This window comes from Thermostichus sp. MS-CIW-34 (assembly GCF_054060435.1).
Map to the genome: position 1 here is coordinate 1 of NZ_JBSSDE010000057.1, position 16,960 is coordinate 16,960.

The 16,960-nt window shown below is 57.5% G+C and carries 19 protein-coding genes and 1 pseudogene; 8 read left to right on the forward strand and 12 right to left on the reverse strand.

The annotated features are described in order from the left end of the window. Positions 1-126 precede the first annotated feature (126 nt). From ACVWYY_RS13910 to cobU, 3 genes are read right to left on the reverse strand one after another with little or no spacing between them, the layout of a single operon-like run. Positions 127-684, reverse strand: a complete 558-nt coding sequence (locus ACVWYY_RS13910; protein WP_457404277.1) for a hypothetical protein — start codon at positions 682-684, stop codon at positions 127-129. Next, a complete protein-coding gene (locus ACVWYY_RS13915) occupies positions 666-1,145 on the reverse strand; it encodes a CRR6 family NdhI maturation factor (protein ID WP_011432033.1) in 480 nt (159 codons plus the stop codon). The genes ACVWYY_RS13910 and ACVWYY_RS13915 overlap by 19 nt, the downstream gene beginning before the upstream one ends. Positions 1,146-1,182: 37 nt before the next feature. Next, on the reverse strand, positions 1,183-1,740 hold the full coding sequence (gene cobU, locus ACVWYY_RS13920; protein WP_457404275.1) for a bifunctional adenosylcobinamide kinase/adenosylcobinamide-phosphate guanylyltransferase: 558 nt from the start codon (positions 1,738-1,740) through the stop codon (positions 1,183-1,185). Positions 1,741-1,873: 133 nt separating this feature from the next. Between cobU and ACVWYY_RS13925 the strand changes: the two genes are divergently transcribed. From ACVWYY_RS13925 to ubiE, 5 genes are all read left to right on the forward strand, one after another. After that, the gene (locus ACVWYY_RS13925; protein ID WP_457404273.1) at positions 1,874-3,067 is read left to right on the forward strand and encodes an RNA-guided endonuclease InsQ/TnpB family protein; all 1,194 of its coding nucleotides are present in this window, start codon (positions 1,874-1,876) and stop codon (positions 3,065-3,067) included. A gap of 21 nt (positions 3,068-3,088) precedes the next feature. Beyond that, positions 3,089-3,367 carry a hypothetical protein gene (locus tag ACVWYY_RS13930; RefSeq protein WP_041436124.1) on the forward strand — a complete coding sequence of 93 codons (279 nt, stop codon included), beginning with the start codon at positions 3,089-3,091 and terminating at the stop codon, positions 3,365-3,367. A 144-nt stretch (positions 3,368-3,511) separates the two neighbouring features. Further along, complete coding sequence (locus ACVWYY_RS13935; RefSeq protein ID WP_457440869.1) at positions 3,512-4,228, forward strand: hypothetical protein; 717 nt, start codon at positions 3,512-3,514, stop codon at positions 4,226-4,228. 97 nt (positions 4,229-4,325) lie between these two features. Continuing rightward, positions 4,326-5,543, forward strand: coding sequence for an RNA-guided endonuclease InsQ/TnpB family protein (locus ACVWYY_RS13940; RefSeq protein WP_457404269.1), 1,218 nt, complete (start codon positions 4,326-4,328; stop codon positions 5,541-5,543). A gap of 105 nt (positions 5,544-5,648) precedes the next feature. Then, complete coding sequence (gene ubiE, locus ACVWYY_RS13945; protein ID WP_457440870.1) at positions 5,649-6,425, forward strand: bifunctional demethylmenaquinone methyltransferase/2-methoxy-6-polyprenyl-1,4-benzoquinol methylase UbiE; 777 nt, start codon at positions 5,649-5,651, stop codon at positions 6,423-6,425. A 268-nt stretch (positions 6,426-6,693) separates the two neighbouring features. On the opposite strand, the gene ACVWYY_RS13950 is transcribed toward ubiE, so the two are convergent. From ACVWYY_RS13950 to ACVWYY_RS13965, 4 genes are all read right to left on the reverse strand, one after another. After that, entirely contained in the window at positions 6,694-6,912 is a 219-nt protein-coding gene (locus tag ACVWYY_RS13950; RefSeq protein ID WP_011432028.1) for a hypothetical protein, read from the reverse strand. A 197-nt stretch (positions 6,913-7,109) separates the two neighbouring features. After that, positions 7,110-7,715: a precorrin-6Y C5,15-methyltransferase subunit CbiT gene (cbiT, locus tag ACVWYY_RS13955; RefSeq protein WP_457440873.1), complete on the reverse strand. Its 606-nt coding sequence runs from the start codon at positions 7,713-7,715 to the stop codon at positions 7,110-7,112. Between the two features lie 352 nt (positions 7,716-8,067). After that, positions 8,068-8,658 (reverse strand): hypothetical protein, encoded by a 591-nt coding sequence (locus tag ACVWYY_RS13960; RefSeq protein WP_457440875.1) that lies wholly within the window; start codon positions 8,656-8,658, stop codon positions 8,068-8,070. A 313-nt stretch (positions 8,659-8,971) separates the two neighbouring features. Then, the gene (locus ACVWYY_RS13965) at positions 8,972-9,463 is read right to left on the reverse strand and encodes a hypothetical protein (protein ID WP_457440877.1); all 492 of its coding nucleotides are present in this window, start codon (positions 9,461-9,463) and stop codon (positions 8,972-8,974) included. A 205-nt stretch (positions 9,464-9,668) separates the two neighbouring features. Between ACVWYY_RS13965 and ACVWYY_RS13970 the strand changes: the two genes are divergently transcribed. Then, complete coding sequence (locus ACVWYY_RS13970) at positions 9,669-11,480, forward strand: N-acetylmuramoyl-L-alanine amidase (RefSeq protein WP_457440879.1); 1,812 nt, start codon at positions 9,669-9,671, stop codon at positions 11,478-11,480. A gap of 72 nt (positions 11,481-11,552) precedes the next feature. Here the strand turns inward: ACVWYY_RS13970 and ACVWYY_RS13975 are convergent, their stop codons facing one another. Continuing rightward, positions 11,553-12,746, reverse strand: coding sequence for an RNA-guided endonuclease InsQ/TnpB family protein (locus ACVWYY_RS13975; RefSeq protein ID WP_457440881.1), 1,194 nt, complete (start codon positions 12,744-12,746; stop codon positions 11,553-11,555). A 199-nt stretch (positions 12,747-12,945) separates the two neighbouring features. Between ACVWYY_RS13975 and murI the strand changes: the two genes are divergently transcribed. Further along, on the forward strand, positions 12,946-13,824 hold the full coding sequence (murI, locus tag ACVWYY_RS13980) for a glutamate racemase (RefSeq protein WP_457404263.1): 879 nt from the start codon (positions 12,946-12,948) through the stop codon (positions 13,822-13,824). A gap of 36 nt (positions 13,825-13,860) precedes the next feature. Here the strand turns inward: murI and ACVWYY_RS13985 are convergent, their stop codons facing one another. Beyond that, positions 13,861-14,454 carry a hypothetical protein gene (locus ACVWYY_RS13985; protein WP_457440883.1) on the reverse strand — a complete coding sequence of 198 codons (594 nt, stop codon included), beginning with the start codon at positions 14,452-14,454 and terminating at the stop codon, positions 13,861-13,863. 390 nt (positions 14,455-14,844) lie between these two features. Here ACVWYY_RS13985 and fba point away from each other — a divergent pair, with 390 nt between their 5' ends. Continuing rightward, positions 14,845-15,924, forward strand: a complete 1,080-nt coding sequence (gene fba / locus ACVWYY_RS13990) for a class II fructose-bisphosphate aldolase (RefSeq protein ID WP_011432022.1) — start codon at positions 14,845-14,847, stop codon at positions 15,922-15,924. A gap of 153 nt (positions 15,925-16,077) precedes the next feature. Here the strand turns inward: fba and ACVWYY_RS13995 are convergent, their stop codons facing one another. From ACVWYY_RS13995 to ACVWYY_RS14005, 3 genes and pseudogenes are all read right to left on the reverse strand, one after another. Next, the gene (locus tag ACVWYY_RS13995; RefSeq protein ID WP_011432021.1) at positions 16,078-16,305 is read right to left on the reverse strand and encodes a hypothetical protein; all 228 of its coding nucleotides are present in this window, start codon (positions 16,303-16,305) and stop codon (positions 16,078-16,080) included. Between the two features lie 40 nt (positions 16,306-16,345). Then, positions 16,346-16,552 (reverse strand): hypothetical protein, encoded by a 207-nt coding sequence (locus ACVWYY_RS14000; RefSeq protein WP_011432020.1) that lies wholly within the window; start codon positions 16,550-16,552, stop codon positions 16,346-16,348. A gap of 169 nt (positions 16,553-16,721) precedes the next feature. Then, positions 16,722-16,960 (reverse strand): annotated as a pseudogene (locus ACVWYY_RS14005) (hypothetical protein); the annotation flags it as partial.

The window sequence follows — 16,960 nt, forward strand, 5'->3', positions numbered from 1 at the left end:
ACTCCGTCCCGCTGACGCGAACAGAGATAGGCAGGATGCGATCGCTTCTTTCCTGAACCATGTTCAGGAGAGTTCAGCGTGAATGTATCAGGAACGGTTCGAGCCGCAGGGATCAGTGGGTGGCGCTCAGTTCCTTGGTTGGGCAGCATTGCAGAGCAGCAGGGCATCTGGATCCCAAAGGATCTGCCCATCAAGAGCCATTCTCCCCAACACCGGCATTCCTACTTGGGCTTCCAGGCGCGGGATCAAAGTTGCATCCAGCTTTTCCAAGGCTTGGGGATCCCCAGTTTCGGTCAGGGATCCAATCAGCACCCACCCCAAACCGCAGGCCTTGGCTTGGCGCAACAGGGCGGCAAAAGCAGCAGCTTGGCTCAGAGCGGCCTCCCGCTGCAGCGTCAACAGCAAGCTCAACCCCCACGCATGGGCTAGATCGGCCCAGGTTTGGCCTGGCCCCAGGGGATCGGCAACGCTGCCCGGCAAAACCAGTAGGGGATCTTTTTCTCCTGCCCACTCGGAGATTTGTTGCCAGAGGGCCTTTAGCTGAGCTTCCGAAGGGTTGGGATCCACTCTGAGCCGGCCCCAAGGGCGTTGAACCACCTGCTGCCAAGCGTCGGCCACTGCCGTAGCTCCTGGGATCCCCGGCCAGGTGTTGGCCACCATCACCTTCATGGCTCTGCCTCCCATAGGGCGAGAAACTCCGGCTGGATCTCGAAGCCAAACACCAAAGCCATATCCCGCAGCATGGAGACGGATCCCAGGTTCTGCTGCTTAAACCACCGCATCAACACAAAGATCTTCTGATAGACAAAGATCTCCAACGCTTCTGGGTTGTAAACAATACCCTCCCGAGGGTTGAATTGGTGGGGCACCATCATAGCCGCGTAACGGGCGAGTTCTCCTTGGCGCCAATTGAGAAAGTAGGGCATCCAGGGGTAGACTGTATCCCAACGAATAAACCACAGGCGCACCTCCGGGATCTCGGACAGCTCCCGTGGATCCTCAGGGCTGCGCGGCCAATCGATGGCGCATTGCACCTGCTGGGCAGCACGCACGGGATCGGCCATCAAGGTTTTCACCAGCTCATGGCCGGGGGTGAGATCCAGAGTTTGAATGGCCTTGGCAGGAAGGTAGAGGGTAATCGGCACGGCAACACAGCTATCTGGCTTGCAAATGCAGCTTATCTCAGCTCTGCTCTGTCTTGCTCGCCACTGGGATCCCTAGACGGGTGAGATCGAGGGCAAAACCTGCCGTTACCAAAAACACTTGGTCGGCCAGGGGAGCCAGCCTTTGGGTCAGTTCCCCCATCCGATCCCGAAACCGCCGCCCCAGTGGGTAAGCGGGCACCACCCCCCAGCCCACTTCTTCAGACACCAGGAGGATCTCCCCTCTATGGCTTTGCAAGGTTGCCAAGAAGGATTGCACCAAGGGATCCCATTCTGAAGAGGGACAGTCTAGGCCCTGCGCCACCCATCCCCCCAGCGAATCCACCAGCGCACAACAGGGCTGGGGCAACTTTTGCAGTTCTGCCCCCAAGTCCCTCCCGGTTTCCCAAGTCTGCCAACCGGAAGGCCGCCGTTGCCGGTGCTGTTGAACGCGCTCTGCCCATTCTGGATCCGTCTTGGGATCGGGTTTCGGCCCGGTAGCCAGGTAGATAACCGGCAAGCCTGAAGCCGCAGCCAAACCCTCTGCCAGCCGGCTTTTGCCAGAGCGCACAGGGCCACAGATCAGCACAATCGACATTACGCTGGAAATCCACTGACGTTTGAGATTAACCTAACAACAGCGCACTTGAACTTCAGCTAGAAATCGCAGGAGCCCCGCACTGTACCCGTAGGGTCAGTGTCGGGAGGAATGCGGAAGTTATGATAGAACCATGACCCAAGTCCTGACCGTCTCCTGCAAGCTCAAGGTGTCCCAGTCGCAAGCCGCAAAGTTGGATGCGACAATGGATGCCTTTGTGCAGGCGTTGAACTGGGTCAACCAAAACACACCAGAAAAAGTAGTCAACGCAGTCAAACTCCAATCCCTTTGCTATTACCAGATTCGCGCTCGGTTTGGCTTGTCCAGTAACTTGGCTCAACAGGTGTGCAGACGGGTAGCGGGTTCCCGCAAAGTGGCTAAGCAGAAAAAGCGTCCCGTCAAGGAGTTTAAGAGCGGCTTTGCGACCTACGATGCCCGTATCTTTTCGTTTCGCGAGAAAGACTGGACGGTGTCGCTGACCACGGTGGAGGGTCGGGAGCGCTTTGAACTGGCCATTGGCAACTACCAGCGTGGGATGCTGGCTGGTTCTAACCCCAAATCGGCCACCCTAGTCCAGCGGAAGGACGGCTCCTACTACATCCAGATTTGCGTAGAGAAAAACCCGCCCAAGCAACAAGATACCGACAAGGTGATCGGGGTGGACTTTGGAAGGACAGATATTGCCCATACGTCAGAGGGGGACAACTGGAATGGACAGCAGTTGAACAGAGTCCGCGACCACTACTCCCGGTTGAGGGCGGTACTCCAACGCAAAGCCAGTAAGGGCACCCGCAGTTCGCGGCGCAGATGCAGAGAACTGTTGCAACGGCTGTCTGGCAAGGAGAGACGCTTTCAAGTGTGGGTCAATCATCGCATCTCCAAAGCTATTGTCTCTAGGGCAAAAGCTACCAACAGCGCTATTGCTCTGGAAGACCTGACAGGGATCCGGGAAAGGGTCAATCAACAGCCACGCAGCAAAGCTGAGCGCCGCAGAACCAATAACTGGGCGTTCTACCAGCTTAGGATGTTCGTGGTCTACAAGGCTGCCATTGCCGGAGTACCTGTGGTGCTGGTTCCGCCTGCCTACACGTCGCAGACCTGCCACCGGTGTTTGCACATTCATCCCGACCCTACGCAATCCTATCGCAGTGGAAAGAAGTTTAAGTGTGGACACTGTGGATGGGAAGGGGATGCGGATTTGAATGGTGCGAATGTGATTGCGCTTTTGGGGGCTGCTGTAAACCAGCCTAGAGGTTCGTGGTTGGCTTGCCAACTGCAGGGCTACCGAAAGCCCGCCCTGTACTGCGAAGCAGTCAGGGTCGGGTAGTTTACGCTCAAAAGCTCGACCATGACAGATCCCAAGCCAATATCTCCGCCTGAACAAAAGGCTGCTTCGGCCTCTTTTCGATCTGCTCAACCGCTCTGGCTCAGCCTAGCGCTGGGGATCACCACTGCTCCCGTTTTGTTGGGCTTGGTCTTGGCAGATCGGGCCGGGAAATGGCTGGGATCCCTGAGCTGGGAAGATCCGGGTTGGTGGCTGGGGGAGCGGCTGCCCAACTTAGACAGCGCCCCGCTACAGGCCCATGAGCAACAGCGCAAAAACTCTGCCCCGGTCGAGAACCCCTAGCTTCTCTGTCACTTTCGTATCATAGGAAAGCGAACTAGCAGCAGGAGTTAACAGCCTTTGCGTAGACCGGCCAAACCGTCCCAGGAGTTCGCCTCCACATTCTCGGGGGTGCTGTTCTGGCTGAGCGCGTTTCTCTTCACAACGGTGTTGAGTGCTTGTCTGGGCTACCTATTTGGTCAGCGAGCTCTATCGGGGGTTTCTTCTCCCGTCACCGGCGCCGGTCGGGCTTCTCCTTCCCGCGAAGTTCGGGATCCCCGTACTGTGCCTTTGCTGAACGAGGCTGAGGTAATTGCAGCAGCCGAAGCCAGCCTTCGTCCGTCCCCAACTCCCACCCCCCTCTCTACCCCAGCACCCACGCCGGTCGCAACTCCCACCCCTACCCTCACTCCCAGAGTGTCTCCTGAATTGGCGGCAGCCCCATCGCCAACTCCTCGCCCCGCCACTCCATCTCCTCCACCTTCTCGTTCCCGTCAGCAGGACGGAGTTCCTGCCCCGCCGGCGCCCACACCACCTCCGCCCCCCCTACCAATTGCCGCCAGTGGACAGGTCTCTATGCAGGTGCTCTCGGTTCGTCGCGAGGGAAGCCAAGTGGTTCTGAATGTAGCTATGCAAAACAACTCGGCAGAGACGGTGCGCTTTCTCTATAGCTTCCTGAACATTACTGACGACAATGGACGGTCAATCAACGCGCTCACCCAGGGTTTGCCGGGGGAGCTGCCCCCCAATAGCCAAGTCTTCCAGGGAACCATCCGCATCCCAGCCTCGAGCCTAGCCGGATCCCGATCCCTGTCCCTGAGTTTGGCTGATTACCCCAGCCGCCGCCACCGAGTGGGAGCCAGTGGGATCCCAGTGCCGCCGTAACACCCCTCTTCCTTTAGCTTCAGCTAGAAATCGCAGGAGCCCCGCACTGTACCCGTAGGGTCAGTGCCGGGAGGAATGCGGAAGTCACAATAGAACCATGACCCAAGTCCTGACCGTATCCTGCAAGCTCAAGGCGTCCCAGTCGCAAGCCGCCAAATTGGACGCGACCTTGGCTGCTTTCGGCCAAGCCTTGAACTGGGTCAACCAGAACACGCCGGAGAAAGTCGCCAACGCCGTTAAGCTCCAGTCTCTGTGCTACCGCGAAATCCGTGCCCGGTTCGGCTTGTCCAGTAACTTGGCTCAACAGATATGCAGACGGGTAGCGTCTGCTCGCAAGGTGGCACAACAGAAAAACCGCCCCGTCAAAGCGTTCAAAGGGGGCTTCGCTACCTACGATGCACGTATCTTTTCGTTCCGCGAGAAAGACTGGACGGTGTCGCTGACCACGGTGGAGGGTCGGGAGCGCTTTGAGCTGGCGATTGGCCGCTACCAGAGAGAACGGCTGGCGGGCTCCAATCCCAAATCTGCCACTCTGGTCAAGCGTAAAGACGGCTCCTACTCCATTCAAATCTGTGTAGAAGCGGAGCCATCCCCACCGCAACGCACGGGTAGAGTGCTGGGGGTGGACTTGGGGAGGACGGATATTGCCCATACGTCAGACGGGGACAATTGGAATGGACAGCAGTTGAACCGAGTCCGAGACCGCTACTCCCGGTTGAGGGCGGTACTCCAACGCAAAGCCAGTAAGGGCACCCGCAGTTCGCGGCGCAGATGCAGAGAACTGTTGCAACGGCTGTCTGGCAAGGAAAGACGCTTTCAGTCGCGTCAGCGTTGCGTAGCAAAAACGTGGGTCAATCATCGCATCTCCAAAGCTATTGTCTCCAGGGCAAAGGCTACCAACAGCGCTATCGCCCTGGAAGACCTGACAGGGATCCGGGAAAGAGTCAATCAACAACCCCGCAGCAAAACCGAAAGGCGCAGGGCCAACAGTTGGGCGTTCTACCAACTACGTCAATTTCTGGAATACAAGGCGAGGGTTGCAGGGGTTTCTCTGATTCTTGTGCCGCCCGCCTACACGTCGCAGACCTGCCACCGGTGTTTGCACATCCATCCCGACCCTGCGCAATCCTATCGCAGTGGTAAGTCGTTCAAGTGTGGGCACTGTGGATGGGAAGGAGATGCGGACTTGAATGGTGCAAACGTAATTGCGCTCTTGGGGGCTGCCGTAAACCAGCCTAGAGGTTCGGGCCTGTTTTGTTCTCTGGTAGAGCAGAGCAGGCTCAGGGCTACTGAAAGCCCGCTCCGTACCGCTTAGCGGTCGGAGCCGGGTAGTTTACACCACAGATCCGGTCACGTAGCGTTGCGGAGCAACAGGAGCAACAAAGTTTGTACGGGGAACATGAGGTGGAGTTGAGAAGAGGTGCCTAGCCCAACCTTTGAACAGCCTGAGGAAATCCGAGCGCTTTTTGACCGCATTGCTCCCCACTATGACTCCCTCAACCAAACCTTGAGCCTGGGCCTCCATCAGGTTTGGAAGCGTATGGCCGTGCGTTGGTCGGGCGCCAGCTCAGGAGGATATGTGCTGGATCTGTGCTGCGGAACCGGTGATCTGGCTCTGCAGTTGGCCCGCCGAGTAGGACGAAGGGGACATGTGGTGGGCCTAGATTTCTCTCCCGCCATGCTGGCGATTGCCCGGCGTCGCTCCCGGCTCTTCCCTGGCTACTCCCTGGAGTGGGTTTTGGGAGATGCCTTGGCCTTACCTTTTCCCGACAGTAGCTTCGATGCCATTACCATGGGCTACGGCTTGCGCAATGTAACCGATATTCCCCAAGCCTTGCGAGAGATTAGGCGAGTACTGAAGCCAGGACGTCGTGCCGCCATTTTGGATTTTCACCGCCCCACAGGGATCCCTCTTTGCGAACAATTTCAGCGCTGGTACTTGAACACTCAGGTGGTTGCCCAGGCCAAAACTTTGGGACTGGGATCCGAATATGCCTACATTGATCCCAGCCTAGATCGCTTTCTCTCTGGAGAAGAGCAACGACAAATGGCCCTGCAGGCAGGGTTTGCCAGTGCCAAGTTCTACCCCCTAGCGTGGGGCATGATGGGGGTACTGGTGATTGAGAAGTTTCGTATTGTTTCCATTAATTCCACTAATTCCACTTCCCCGAAGGGAAGCGACTCCCCCCGATTATAACCTTTGTCCAGAGTGGGATCCAGGGGCCTAGATCGACAGGGTCTCGTTTAAGGACTCCGGCCCGCTGGCGCGATGAGAGGCTAGGGAGCAACGACATAACGATCCTGCGAGAGGCGCTCGTTGCCTCCCCACCTTGCTGGTTTGCTCTGGCTGCAGACAGATGTGAAGACTGGGCTTGGGACCCAATTTTTGGGTAAAACTCCCTAGGTAAAAATTACTACAAACCACCACAAGAGCTGGGATCCCCCTCTGGAAAGCTTGGGAAACCCTAAATTCCTGGGGACTTGCTGGGTGGGCTTTCTTCGGCTACTGCTTGCCTGCGTCGATCCCCGATGCCGCAATCACCACAGCATTCCGGTCGCTTGAAGTCGTCCCAATGGATGCAAGCCCGGCAGCCTTTCAGCATTTCCGGCCAGCGCTCCCGAATCAACAGTTGCCGCAGTTTGACTTCCCGTGACTCCTGAAAGGGGTGTTGGAATTGATCCATAGCTATTGGGTTTCCCAGCTCTCTTATCTGGTATAAAAGCAGATTTGAGTTTGGGATCGAGAAATATCAGTATAGCTTAAGGTTTGTGGTGGCCCAATCTTTTTTGCCAGTTTAAGACATTCGAGACAGACCAATCTGCTTTTATTCATCACCTTGGGAAAAGATCTACCAAAAAATGTAAACAGGTCATATAAAACTTAACTCATTTTTTCTCCGCTTAAAACAAAGGTGGGATCCAATGCCAGCAGCATTTGAGTCCGACCGCGGTGTTCCAGGCGGTTCACCGCCGATTGAATCACCTCCACATGATGAGCCCGCACAGCGGCCAGGCCGGCAGAAAGGCCGTAGAGCCCATCCAAAGAGTTGGTCGTCGCCACGACCCGCCCGTTGGGGCTGAGATGGCTCCAGCAGGCTTCCAAGATCTCGCGTAGAGGATGGCCCCCCTCAATGCAGATGCGATCCGGCGCTGGAGAAAGGTGTTGCAGACAATCGGGGGCAGTACCTTGAATCACCTGCACGTTGGCGAGGCCAAATTTCCGGCAATTGCTCTCGATCAGGCTGACCACCTCTGCATCTCGCTCGATGGCGATCACGCGAGCTTTGGGGCACAGAATGGCTGCTTCAATGGCAATGGTGCCGGTTCCGGCGCCGATATCCCATAGGCAGTGGTTCTCTCCCAGGCGCAACTGGCTCAGCACCAACACGCGCACCTCGCGAGGGCTCATCGGGATCCCTGGGATGCGTTCAAAGGCAGAGTCTGGGATCCCTGGGGTGCGGTAGGGCCAAGAGAAGGCGGCTGACATGGGTAAAGTACCGTTGCAGAGGAAGTTTGTCTATACATATCCCTCAGCATAGAGCGAATGCTCAACAGGCCATCTCCAACCTGATAGGGGTGCCGCTTCTCCCGCCCAATCATTGCCCAGATGGGCACCACAAACGCCCTCTGAGCTCAACGGAGTGGTTGGAGCAATTCCCAACCGGCAAAGCTGCAGTCCAAAACCAAAATGATCCTGCCCCCTTGAGGAATCGAGTTGGACACTAGGGAAGTTCTGGAGACAAGCGGGACCCTTTTACCCAAGAGCTCATTTTGCGCCGGATGTAGCTGGTGCTGCCGGAAAAAGTTGTAGTTGGGGCAATGTTCAGTACAAGAGGATCTTAAGAACGTTTCCTTGAACTGGAGCCTATCAAACCATCCATCCAAAGAATAAGCTTTGCTCGCAGATACAGCCAAATCTCATCATTTGCCCGCAACAGGAATAGAACATATAGGCTCAATACGACGAAAACACACAGGTTCCCTAAAAAAGTGTAGGTTTGGATAATTTGATCGGTGCTCCAGCCAAAGTCGTAGTTTAGGCGGTTCATATCCCCCCTGGCATCTCCTTGGCCGCCCAACAAAGTTCCCCAGGGAACCCCGGCCAATCCCAGTCTGATGCTGTGCCATTCCCAAAAGCTTCTCCACAGGCTGCTGCTCGCGATCCCCAGCACGACAAATCGCCAAAAATCCCATCGCCAGCGATCTGGCAGGGGAAAATAAAAGCTGGCCATCAGAAAGGTGCTGAGATAAAATTCTCCTCCAACGCCGCTAAAGACAAACAACATCTCCCAGGTGCGATTGGGCATCAGCCAGGTCATGTAAAACTGCAATAGAGCAAGAAAGATGGCCAGCACCTGCAGCCACCCAATCCGCTCCTTGCGGGCTGACCAGAAGAGTAGAATCAGTAAAAAGAGGATTCCAAAATACACAAAGGGATCCCTCTGGGAGCTAACGCTTGTCCAGCCGATGGGCAGAGGCAAAGCCCGATACCCGCTCCACCAGGCGACGGTGGCATGGCCAAATTCGTGGATCCAAATGTGAAGAGCATGCCTCTAACCCCCAAAACCCTGAACTTTGCTGAATTTACTGAGCTTTAGGCGGTTTGGCAAAAGTCATTGAGAGGGATATAGTAGACCAAGTTTCCCCCTGATCCTTGAGTCCACCGCAACGGTTGCCGGGAAGTGAAGGGGGAAAGCGCTCGGGGGGTATTCCTCAGGGCTTTGCGGGATACCGCCTTCCTGCTCAGAGATAGGCAGGATGCGATCGCTTCTTTCCTGAACCATGTTCAGGAGAGTTCAGCGTGAATGTATCAGGCAAATGCAACAACTGCAACAAGCCTATGTTGTTCACCATCAGGGCTACCGCAAACGCAGCCGGGTAAGCCCAAGCGTTGACTGCCCAGTTATCGAAGGAAAACCGATCCCAACGCTGCCGGGATCCCAGCTTTAGGCTCTGCCGCCAGAGCAAACGTGAGCCGCGGAAAGCGCAAATCTCCACTTGATCCAGCCGTGGAATCCGCAGTTGCTTCAGGATCAGAAACAGTTGGGCGGCGGCAACTTGGGGGGAGAGCTGAGGCCGATAAGGGGATCCAATGAGGTGAATGTGCAGGGTCTCGTCGGCAAAGTCTACCCGGACACACCAGCGACGCCGCAGCAGTTCTGTCCGCACAACCTGCACAATTGACTGGGCGTGTCCAGCTCGGGCCAGGGCTAGGGGATCCGGTGGCCTGGGCATCCCAAGATACCTCGTCGGAGAACAAGCAGTGGGATGGAGAAGATACGCCCATTATCCTCTGGCCCCGCAAGCAAGAGCGGAATTGCGCTCCTTCTCAGGCTGCTCCGAGGGCAGGTTGGTATAGTTGAGGGCAGCAGGTGTGGGGAGTGGATGGAAGGTCATGCCTGAATTCGGCAAGCCGGGGTCAAGGCAGATATGGGGGGCGATGCTGCTGTTGAGCTTGGCGGGGGCAGGGCTGTTTCCCCCGGAATCTGTCCAGGCTCAGGCGATTACAGCCCCAGGTTTATCGCGCATTGAGCGTTGGTACTACGACCCCCAGCAGGGGCGGCTGGAAGTTAACACCCAGGGCGAGGTGCGGCCTTTTCTGTTCGTGCTGCAGAATCCGCCTCGGGTTGTGCTGGATTTTCCCAACACCCGCTTTGGACAGGAGCCCCAAACCCAGACTTTTGCGGGCCGTGTCACCTCTGTGCAGATTAGCCAGCTTACGGATACCATTACCCGCTTTGTGCTGTATCTGCAGCCGGATCAGCCCCTCAGCCTCAACCAACTGCAACTGCTCACTGCCGGCCCCTCCCGCTGGGCTGTTCAATTCACCCAGGCCGGATCTCTCTCTTCTTCTCCCCCTTCATCTGCCGGCTTATTGGGAGGTTCCAGGGATCCCTTCCCGCCGTCCCCGCCTTTGCCGACACTGCCTCCCCGACGCCCGGCACCCACCCCATCTCCTCGCTCCGGCCATCAAATTTTAGAGGTATCCCCGCAAGCAGAAGGCTTTTTCATCCGTACCCAAGGCAGCCCCTCCACTACGGTGCGGCGCATCCTCGATCCGGATCGGGTAGTGGTGGATTTTCTCAACACCACCCTCAGCCCTGCTCTCACCCAGCGAGCTTATGTCATCAACCGTCTGGGGGTTTCGCGGCTGCGTATCGGGCAGTTTGAGCCCACCGTTGCTCGGGTAGTGCTGGATGTGGATTCCTCCGGTGGCGACTGGGAAGCCCGCTACGACCCACAGCGAGGTGGGATCTGGATCCAGCCTGCCGGGGGTGCTGCCCAGGCCAGCCTTTTGCCCGAGGTCAGCTCTGTCAACAGCAGTGGGCCGCTGGCCACGTTGCAATCGGTTCAGCTCCAGGGCAACCGGTTGATCATCAGCGCCGATGGATTCATGTTCTACCGGGCCGGCTGGGATCCCGAGAGTGGTGGCTACCGCATCAACGTGGCGCCCGCTCGCCTGCCCCAGTCTATGCCGGATCCCGGCTTGCCGGTTGGAGGGCCGGTGGAGCGGATCCGCTTTGTCCAGGAAGATGCCCGCACGGTCAGCATTCTGGTGCAGCCCGCCGAGGAGTTCAATGTCTTCGAGCCCAACCCCGGCCAGGGATCCCGCCGCATTACCTTGGAGCTGCGACCTCTGAATGCTCCTCCACCAATACCTCAGCCGCAGACGCCCGGCCCTGCCTCCCCTTCCACCCCCCAATCTCTGAACCGGACGGTCATTGCCATCGACCCCGGCCACGGGGGACGGGATCCCGGTGCCATCGGGGTGGATGGGATCCAGGAGAAGGACATCGTGCTCTCCGTTGCCCACCAGGTGCAACGACTGCTGCAGGAGCGGGGGTACGGGGTGGTGATGACCCGCACCGATGACCGGGAAGTGCTGCTGCAACCGCGGGTGGATATGGCCGTTCAGGCCAACGCTGCCCTGCTGGTGAGCATTCATGCCAACGCCCTGGATCGCTCCGGCATTCACGGCATCGAGACCTATTACCTGCGACCCGATAGCGCCGAGCTGGCCGCCATCTTGCACCGCAGCTTGGTCAGGGCCACCGGTGCTGCTGACCGGGGGGTGAGACGAGCCCGCTTTTTTGTGGTGCGGGAAACACCTGTGGGTATGCCCTCCGTGCTGCTGGAGTTGGGATACGTAACCAACCCAACCGAAGGGCGAAAATTGGCTACTGCCGAATATCAGGCTATTTTGGCGCGGGCCATTGCCGATGGCATTGAGACTTTCTTGCGCAGTCGCTAGCCGTTGGCTGAGCTTGTTCATGTCTATCGGATCTCTCAATTGATCCTTAAGTAAACTACCCGGCTCCGACCGCTAAGCGGTACGAAGCGGGCTTTCAGCAGCCCTGAGCCTGCTCTGCTCTACCAGAGAACAAAACAGGCCCGAACCTCTAGGCCGGTTTACGGCAGCCCCCAAGAGCGCAATTACGTTTGCACCATTCAAGTCCGCATCTCCTTCCCATCCACAGTGCCCACACTTAAACTTCTTCCCACTGCGGTAGGATTGCGCAGGATCGGGATGGATATGCAAACACCGGTGGCAGGTCTGCGACGTGTAGGCGGGCGGCACAAGAATCAGAGAAACCCCTGCAACCCTCGCCTTGTACTCCAGAAACTGACGTAGTTGGTAGAACGCCCAACTGTTGGCCCTGCGCCTTTCGGTTTTGCTGCGTGGCTGTTGATTGACCCTTTCCCGGATCCCTGTCAGGTCTTCCAGAGCGATAGCGCTGTTGGTAGCTTTTGCCCTAGAGACAATAGCTTTGGAGATGCGATGATTGACCCACACTTGAAAGCGTCTTTCCTTGCCAGACAGCCGTTGCAACAGTTGACGGCATCTGCGCCGCGAACTGCGTGTGCCCTTACTGGCTTTGCGTTGGAGTACCGCCCTCAACCGGGAGTAGTGGTCTCGGACTCTGTTCAACTGCTGTCCATTCCAGTTGTCCCCCTCTGACGTATGGGCAATATCTGTCCTCCCCAAGTCCACCCCGATCACCTTGTCGGTATCTTGTTGCTTGGGTGGCTTTTCCTCTACGCAAATCTGGATGTAGTAGGAGCCATCTTTGCGCTTGATCAGCGTGGCAGCTTTTGGGTTGGAACCAGCCAGCATCCCACGCTGGTAGTTGCCAATGGCCAGTTCAAAGCGTTCTCTCCCTTCCACCGTGGTCAGCGACACCGTCCAGTCTTTTTGACGGAACGAAAAGATGCGAGCGTCGTAGGTAACAAAGCCGCTCTTAAACTCCTTGACGGGACGCTTTTTCTGCTTAGCCACTTTGCGGGAACCCGCTACCCGTCTGCACACCTGTTGAGCCAAGTTACTGGACAAGCCGAACCGAGCTCGAATCTCGTAGTAGCAAAGGGATTGCAGTTTGACCGCGTTGACGATCTTCTCCGGCGTGTTCTGGTTGACCCAATTCAAGGCTTGGCCAAAAGCCTCCAAAGTCACGTCCAATTTGGCGGCTTGCGACTGGGCTACCTTGAGCTTGCAGGAGACGGTCAGGACTTGGGTCATGGTTCTATTGTAACCTCGCGTTCCTCCCGGCACTGACCCTACGGGTACAGTGCGGGGCTCCTGCGATTTCTAGCTGATCGAATTGACGATCCAGTTGGCCCAGTTGATCTCAGAGGGAAGGCAGGGAATCTGTCGCCGAGATTCTCGAAAGCAGGGTAGGATACAGCAGCTTAGGCCAAGGTGTTGAGGAGAATGGAGCATGCGGTGGGAGTGGGGATCGGATCCGGATCCCAGTTGGCCAATTGGGGTGTTTGACAGCGGCTTGGGCGGGCTGACGGTTTGGCGAGCTTTGCGCCGTCGGCTCCCCCACGAACGGCTCATCTACTTCGGCGACACAGCGCGGTTGCCCTATGGGGAACGCTCGCCAGAGGAGATCCTGGCCTTTGTGCGGCAAATTCTGACGTGGATGCAGGCGCAGCCGGTGAAGCTGGTGGTGATGGCCTGCAATACCAGCTCGGCCTTGGCTCTGGACCACGTGCGGCAGGAGTTTGCCCTGCCCGTTCTGGGGTTGATCCTACCCGGCGCCCAGGCAGCACTGGCCCAAGGATCCCGTATTGGGGTGCTCGCCACGGTGGCCACGGTCAAGAGTCGCGCTTACTCAAGAGCCATTCAAGAGTACAGCGCTCTGGATCCCAAACGTTTTCCGTACCCCGTTTACTGTTGGGAGCAGGCCTGCCCTGAGTTCGTCCCTCTCATTGAAGCCGGATGGCTGGATAGCCCTGCTCTGCGACAGGCGGCTGAACGCTACCTGCAACCGCTGTTGCAACAGGGGATCGATACTCTTGTCTATGGCTGTACTCACTACCCCCTGCTGGATCCAATCCTGAAGCCTTTGCTGCCGTCCTCGGTCAAACGGGTAGATCCAGGGATGGCGCTGGTGGGATCCCTGGCCCGCGAATTGAGCTTGTGGGGCTTGCGCCGCCCCTCGACCGCTGCCCAGGAGGAACCCCACCGTTTCTGTGTGAGCGGGGATCCAGAGCGATTTGCCCAGTTGGCCACTCCTTGGTTGGGCTTTCGGCCCCAGGTAGAACGGGTGGAATTGCCGGCTTTGGATGTCAGCAACTCCCTCCGCCCCTGAGCGCCCTTCTCCTCGGGGATAAAGATTGGGGGCCCCTCAACGGGTCATCACCTGCAAGGGGAAACGTTCCGCCAACTCCCCTTCCACCTTGGGTAGCCATTCCTCTTGGAACACCCACACCTGCCCCTGCTGTACACGGCCATCGGGGTTTTGCGTCAGCTCCAGCCAGTACACAAATTGGTTTCCCCGCAGCACCACCCCTTGGATGGCAAGGGCCAAGGTATAGCCCGGACTGCCTGCCAGAGCTTCTGGGGATGGGTAGCGAATCACCTCCACTGCCTGATCCAGATCGGCGGCGATCTCCGGCCCATAGACATCGCGAATGGCTTGAAAGAGATCCTCTGCTGTCAGTCCTTGGGGGCGAAAGAACGTCATCCGTTCCGAGCGAATCGTCTCCCGATCCAGCGGGTTGATGATCCGTCCCGGCGGAGCCACCGAAGCCAAGAACGTAAAACGGGATCCATCCGGCCCCACTCGGTTGATGTTCAGGGTTTCGCCCGGACGGGGCCGCAGCACAGGATTGTCCCTCACCCAGGCCGCCACCTGATCCGGAGATTGCCCGGGGATCCCCCAAGCTGCCAACTGAAGGCCCGTCGCCCAACAGGCCATTGCCAAACCGGTTCCTCGCACCCAGCGCAGCCTTTTGCCCCAGCAGGACAGAGCCCTTGTTGGCTTTGCACCCAAGACCGGCCAGCGATTGCAACGCACGTTCCCATTCCTCCGGGCAAACAACACAAAAACACCACAGTAGAATTAGAGAGACTAAGAGATAAATTGAGCGGGCATGGGCAGATCCATCCTCGATGCAAGCGCCCAGCAGTCTTGCCCCTCCCCACTGTACCTGAAGATGTCGGCGCGCCTGTTGCGTCTGAGCGCGAGCATCACGGCCAACGGTTGCAAAGATCCCTCGGCAAGATGCGCAGATCCCCGGCGGCTTATCCGCCAAAACGTAAAAAGTATCTTAAGATCAACGGTAAGCAAATCTCATACGCACTAGGTCAGCACCTCAGGAGGTAACCGATGGCTCTCGTTGCAATGCGGACGCTGCTGGATCATGCCGCCGAACATGGCTACGGCATTCCTGCCTTCAACGTCAACAACATGGAGCAGATCCAAGCAATCATGCAGGCAGCCCATGAAACCAACAGCCCCGTTATCCTGCAAGCCTCTCGAGGGGCACGCAAGTATGCGGGCGAGAACTTTCTGCGGCACCTGATCCTGGCGGCAGTGGAGACCTACCCCCACATCCCCGTCGCCATGCACCAAGACCACGGCAATAGCCCGGCTACCTGCTATTCCGCCATCCGCAACGGCTTCACCAGCGTCATGATGGATGGATCCCTCAAAGAAGATGCCAAAACCCCGGCCAGCTACGAGTACAACGTGGCCGTGACCTCCGAGGTGGTGAAAGTGGCCCACGCAATTGGGGTAAGCGTGGAAGGAGAACTGGGCTGCCTGGGATCCCTGGAAACGGGCCGTGGGGAAGCGGAAGATGGCCACGGCGCGGAAGAGGCGCTCAGCCATGACCAACTCCTCACCGACCCCGACCAAGCGGTGGACTTTGTGGAGCGAACTCAGGTGGATGCGCTGGCCGTAGCCATTGGTACCAGCCATGGCGCCTACAAGTTCTCCCGGAAGCCCACTGGTGACATCCTCGACATGGAGCGCATTGCTGAGATCCACCGCCGCCTGCCCAACACGCACCTGGTGATGCACGGTTCCTCCTCGGTGCCCAAGGAGCTGATCGACATCATCAACGAATACGGCGGCTCCATTCCCGAGACTTACGGTGTGCCGCTGGAAGAAATTCAGCGGGGCATCCAAAATGGAGTGCGCAAAGTAAACATCGACACCGACAACCGCCTGGCCATCACAGCTGCCGTGCGCCGCGCTCTGGCCGAGAATCCGAAAGAGTTTGACCCCCGCCACTTCCTCAAGCCTTCCATTAAGGAAATGCAAAAAGTCTGTGCTGAGCGCTACATTGCCTTCGGCTGTGCTGGCCATGGCACCAAAGTTCCGGTGGTTACCTTGGATGAGATGGCAGCCAAGTATGCTTCTGGAGCTTTGGCGGCTCAGGTGAAGAAGACCGTTGCGGTCTAGTCCCCACATCCTGCAAGAACTCTGGAATGCTTGCCGGGGCGCTTCCAGGGTCTTCCTTGGAGATCAGCTAGGTCACTGGACTCAGATTGGACAAATAAGGGGATCCAGCTGGGATCCCCTTTTGCTTTGGAGGAACTTGATGCATTTTGGGGGTCAGGCAGCTTTTGCCGCAGAACGTTTTTCCGTCTCAATTTGATGGTTCAGCAACGCCAAGCTTAGGCAGTCCAACAGTTCCAGGTCAGCCTCAGAGTAGCGCCGCTGAAAGAGCAGCTCATTGATGCGGTTCTCTTGGCCCAAGCTGAGGAAGCTGCTGCGGAACACCTGCTCCACGATTTCTTGGATGCTGGAGGGCAGAGTAACAGAGTCAAGACTTGTATTCATGGCTGGTTCTGTTTGAGAGATGGTTTTTGAAGGGAGAAGACTATCTTTGCCAAGAGGTGAGGTAGCGCTGCTCGATGTCCTGCAGGGAAAGATGGGAAGCCCTGGGCCGCGGCTCATTCACGGAGGAGACATCGTTCTGCCACTTGAGGGATACTCCCAGCAGTGCTCCCAAAGAGAAGCTCTCGCTCAATAGGGCTGCTATGCGGTAAGTACGGTAGTCCAGGGTTAGATCTTCACTGACTTGCATCTGTGTTTCCTCCGTATTTCTAACGTTCATGCCCCTATCATAGCCTCGAGATCAGTGGAAGTACAGAGAAACATCGAGGATTTGCGTAGGCAATTTGTACGTTTCTTCTACGCGATTTGGCGGATATCGGTGGGATCCCAGGGGTCTTTGGGGCGGGTTCAGGGTTGAGTCAGGGATCCCAGCCCAGCAGAGCACAGATGTCCGCAGCCAGGGTGGCGGCGTTGAAGGGTTTGCCGATGAGGCCATTGGCTCCAAGCTGAGCCAGAGAGGAGGGTGAAACTGGGAAATTGACATCCTCCCCGGCCTGAAGGCTGGAGATTCCTACCACGCTGCGCATGGATGGCTCCTTGCGCAGTCGTCTCGGCGGGTTCCTGCTTCCGACCGCCCGTGCGGTTCGATCCACAGGCC

Excerpts from the sequence above, each read along its gene's own strand:
- ACVWYY_RS13965 (WP_457440877.1), bottom strand. The coding sequence starts at position 9,463 with ATGCCCAGGCCACCGGATCCCCTAGCCCTGGCCCGAGCTGGACACGCC.
- ACVWYY_RS13970 (WP_457440879.1), top strand. The coding sequence starts at position 9,669 with ATGCTGCTGTTGAGCTTGGCGGGGGCAGGGCTGTTTCCCCCGGAATCT.
- ACVWYY_RS14000 (WP_011432020.1), bottom strand. The coding sequence starts at position 16,552 with ATGCAAGTCAGTGAAGATCTAACCCTGGACTACCGTACTTACCGCATA.
- ACVWYY_RS13995 (WP_011432021.1), bottom strand. The coding sequence starts at position 16,305 with ATGAATACAAGTCTTGACTCTGTTACTCTGCCCTCCAGCATCCAAGAA.
- murI (WP_457404263.1), top strand. The coding sequence starts at position 12,946 with ATGCGGTGGGAGTGGGGATCGGATCCGGATCCCAGTTGGCCAATTGGG.
- ACVWYY_RS13925 (WP_457404273.1), top strand. The coding sequence starts at position 1,874 with ATGACCCAAGTCCTGACCGTCTCCTGCAAGCTCAAGGTGTCCCAGTCG.
- ACVWYY_RS13975 (WP_457440881.1), bottom strand. The coding sequence starts at position 12,746 with ATGACCCAAGTCCTGACCGTCTCCTGCAAGCTCAAGGTAGCCCAGTCG.
- ACVWYY_RS13940 (WP_457404269.1), top strand. The coding sequence starts at position 4,326 with ATGACCCAAGTCCTGACCGTATCCTGCAAGCTCAAGGCGTCCCAGTCG.
- cbiT (WP_457440873.1), bottom strand. The coding sequence starts at position 7,715 with ATGTCAGCCGCCTTCTCTTGGCCCTACCGCACCCCAGGGATCCCAGAC.
- ACVWYY_RS13950 (WP_011432028.1), bottom strand. The coding sequence starts at position 6,912 with ATGGATCAATTCCAACACCCCTTTCAGGAGTCACGGGAAGTCAAACTG.
- cobU (WP_457404275.1), bottom strand. The coding sequence starts at position 1,740 with ATGTCGATTGTGCTGATCTGTGGCCCTGTGCGCTCTGGCAAAAGCCGG.
- ACVWYY_RS13910 (WP_457404277.1), bottom strand. The coding sequence starts at position 684 with ATGGGAGGCAGAGCCATGAAGGTGATGGTGGCCAACACCTGGCCGGGG.
- ACVWYY_RS13930 (WP_041436124.1), top strand. The coding sequence starts at position 3,089 with ATGACAGATCCCAAGCCAATATCTCCGCCTGAACAAAAGGCTGCTTCG.
- fba (WP_011432022.1), top strand. The coding sequence starts at position 14,845 with ATGGCTCTCGTTGCAATGCGGACGCTGCTGGATCATGCCGCCGAACAT.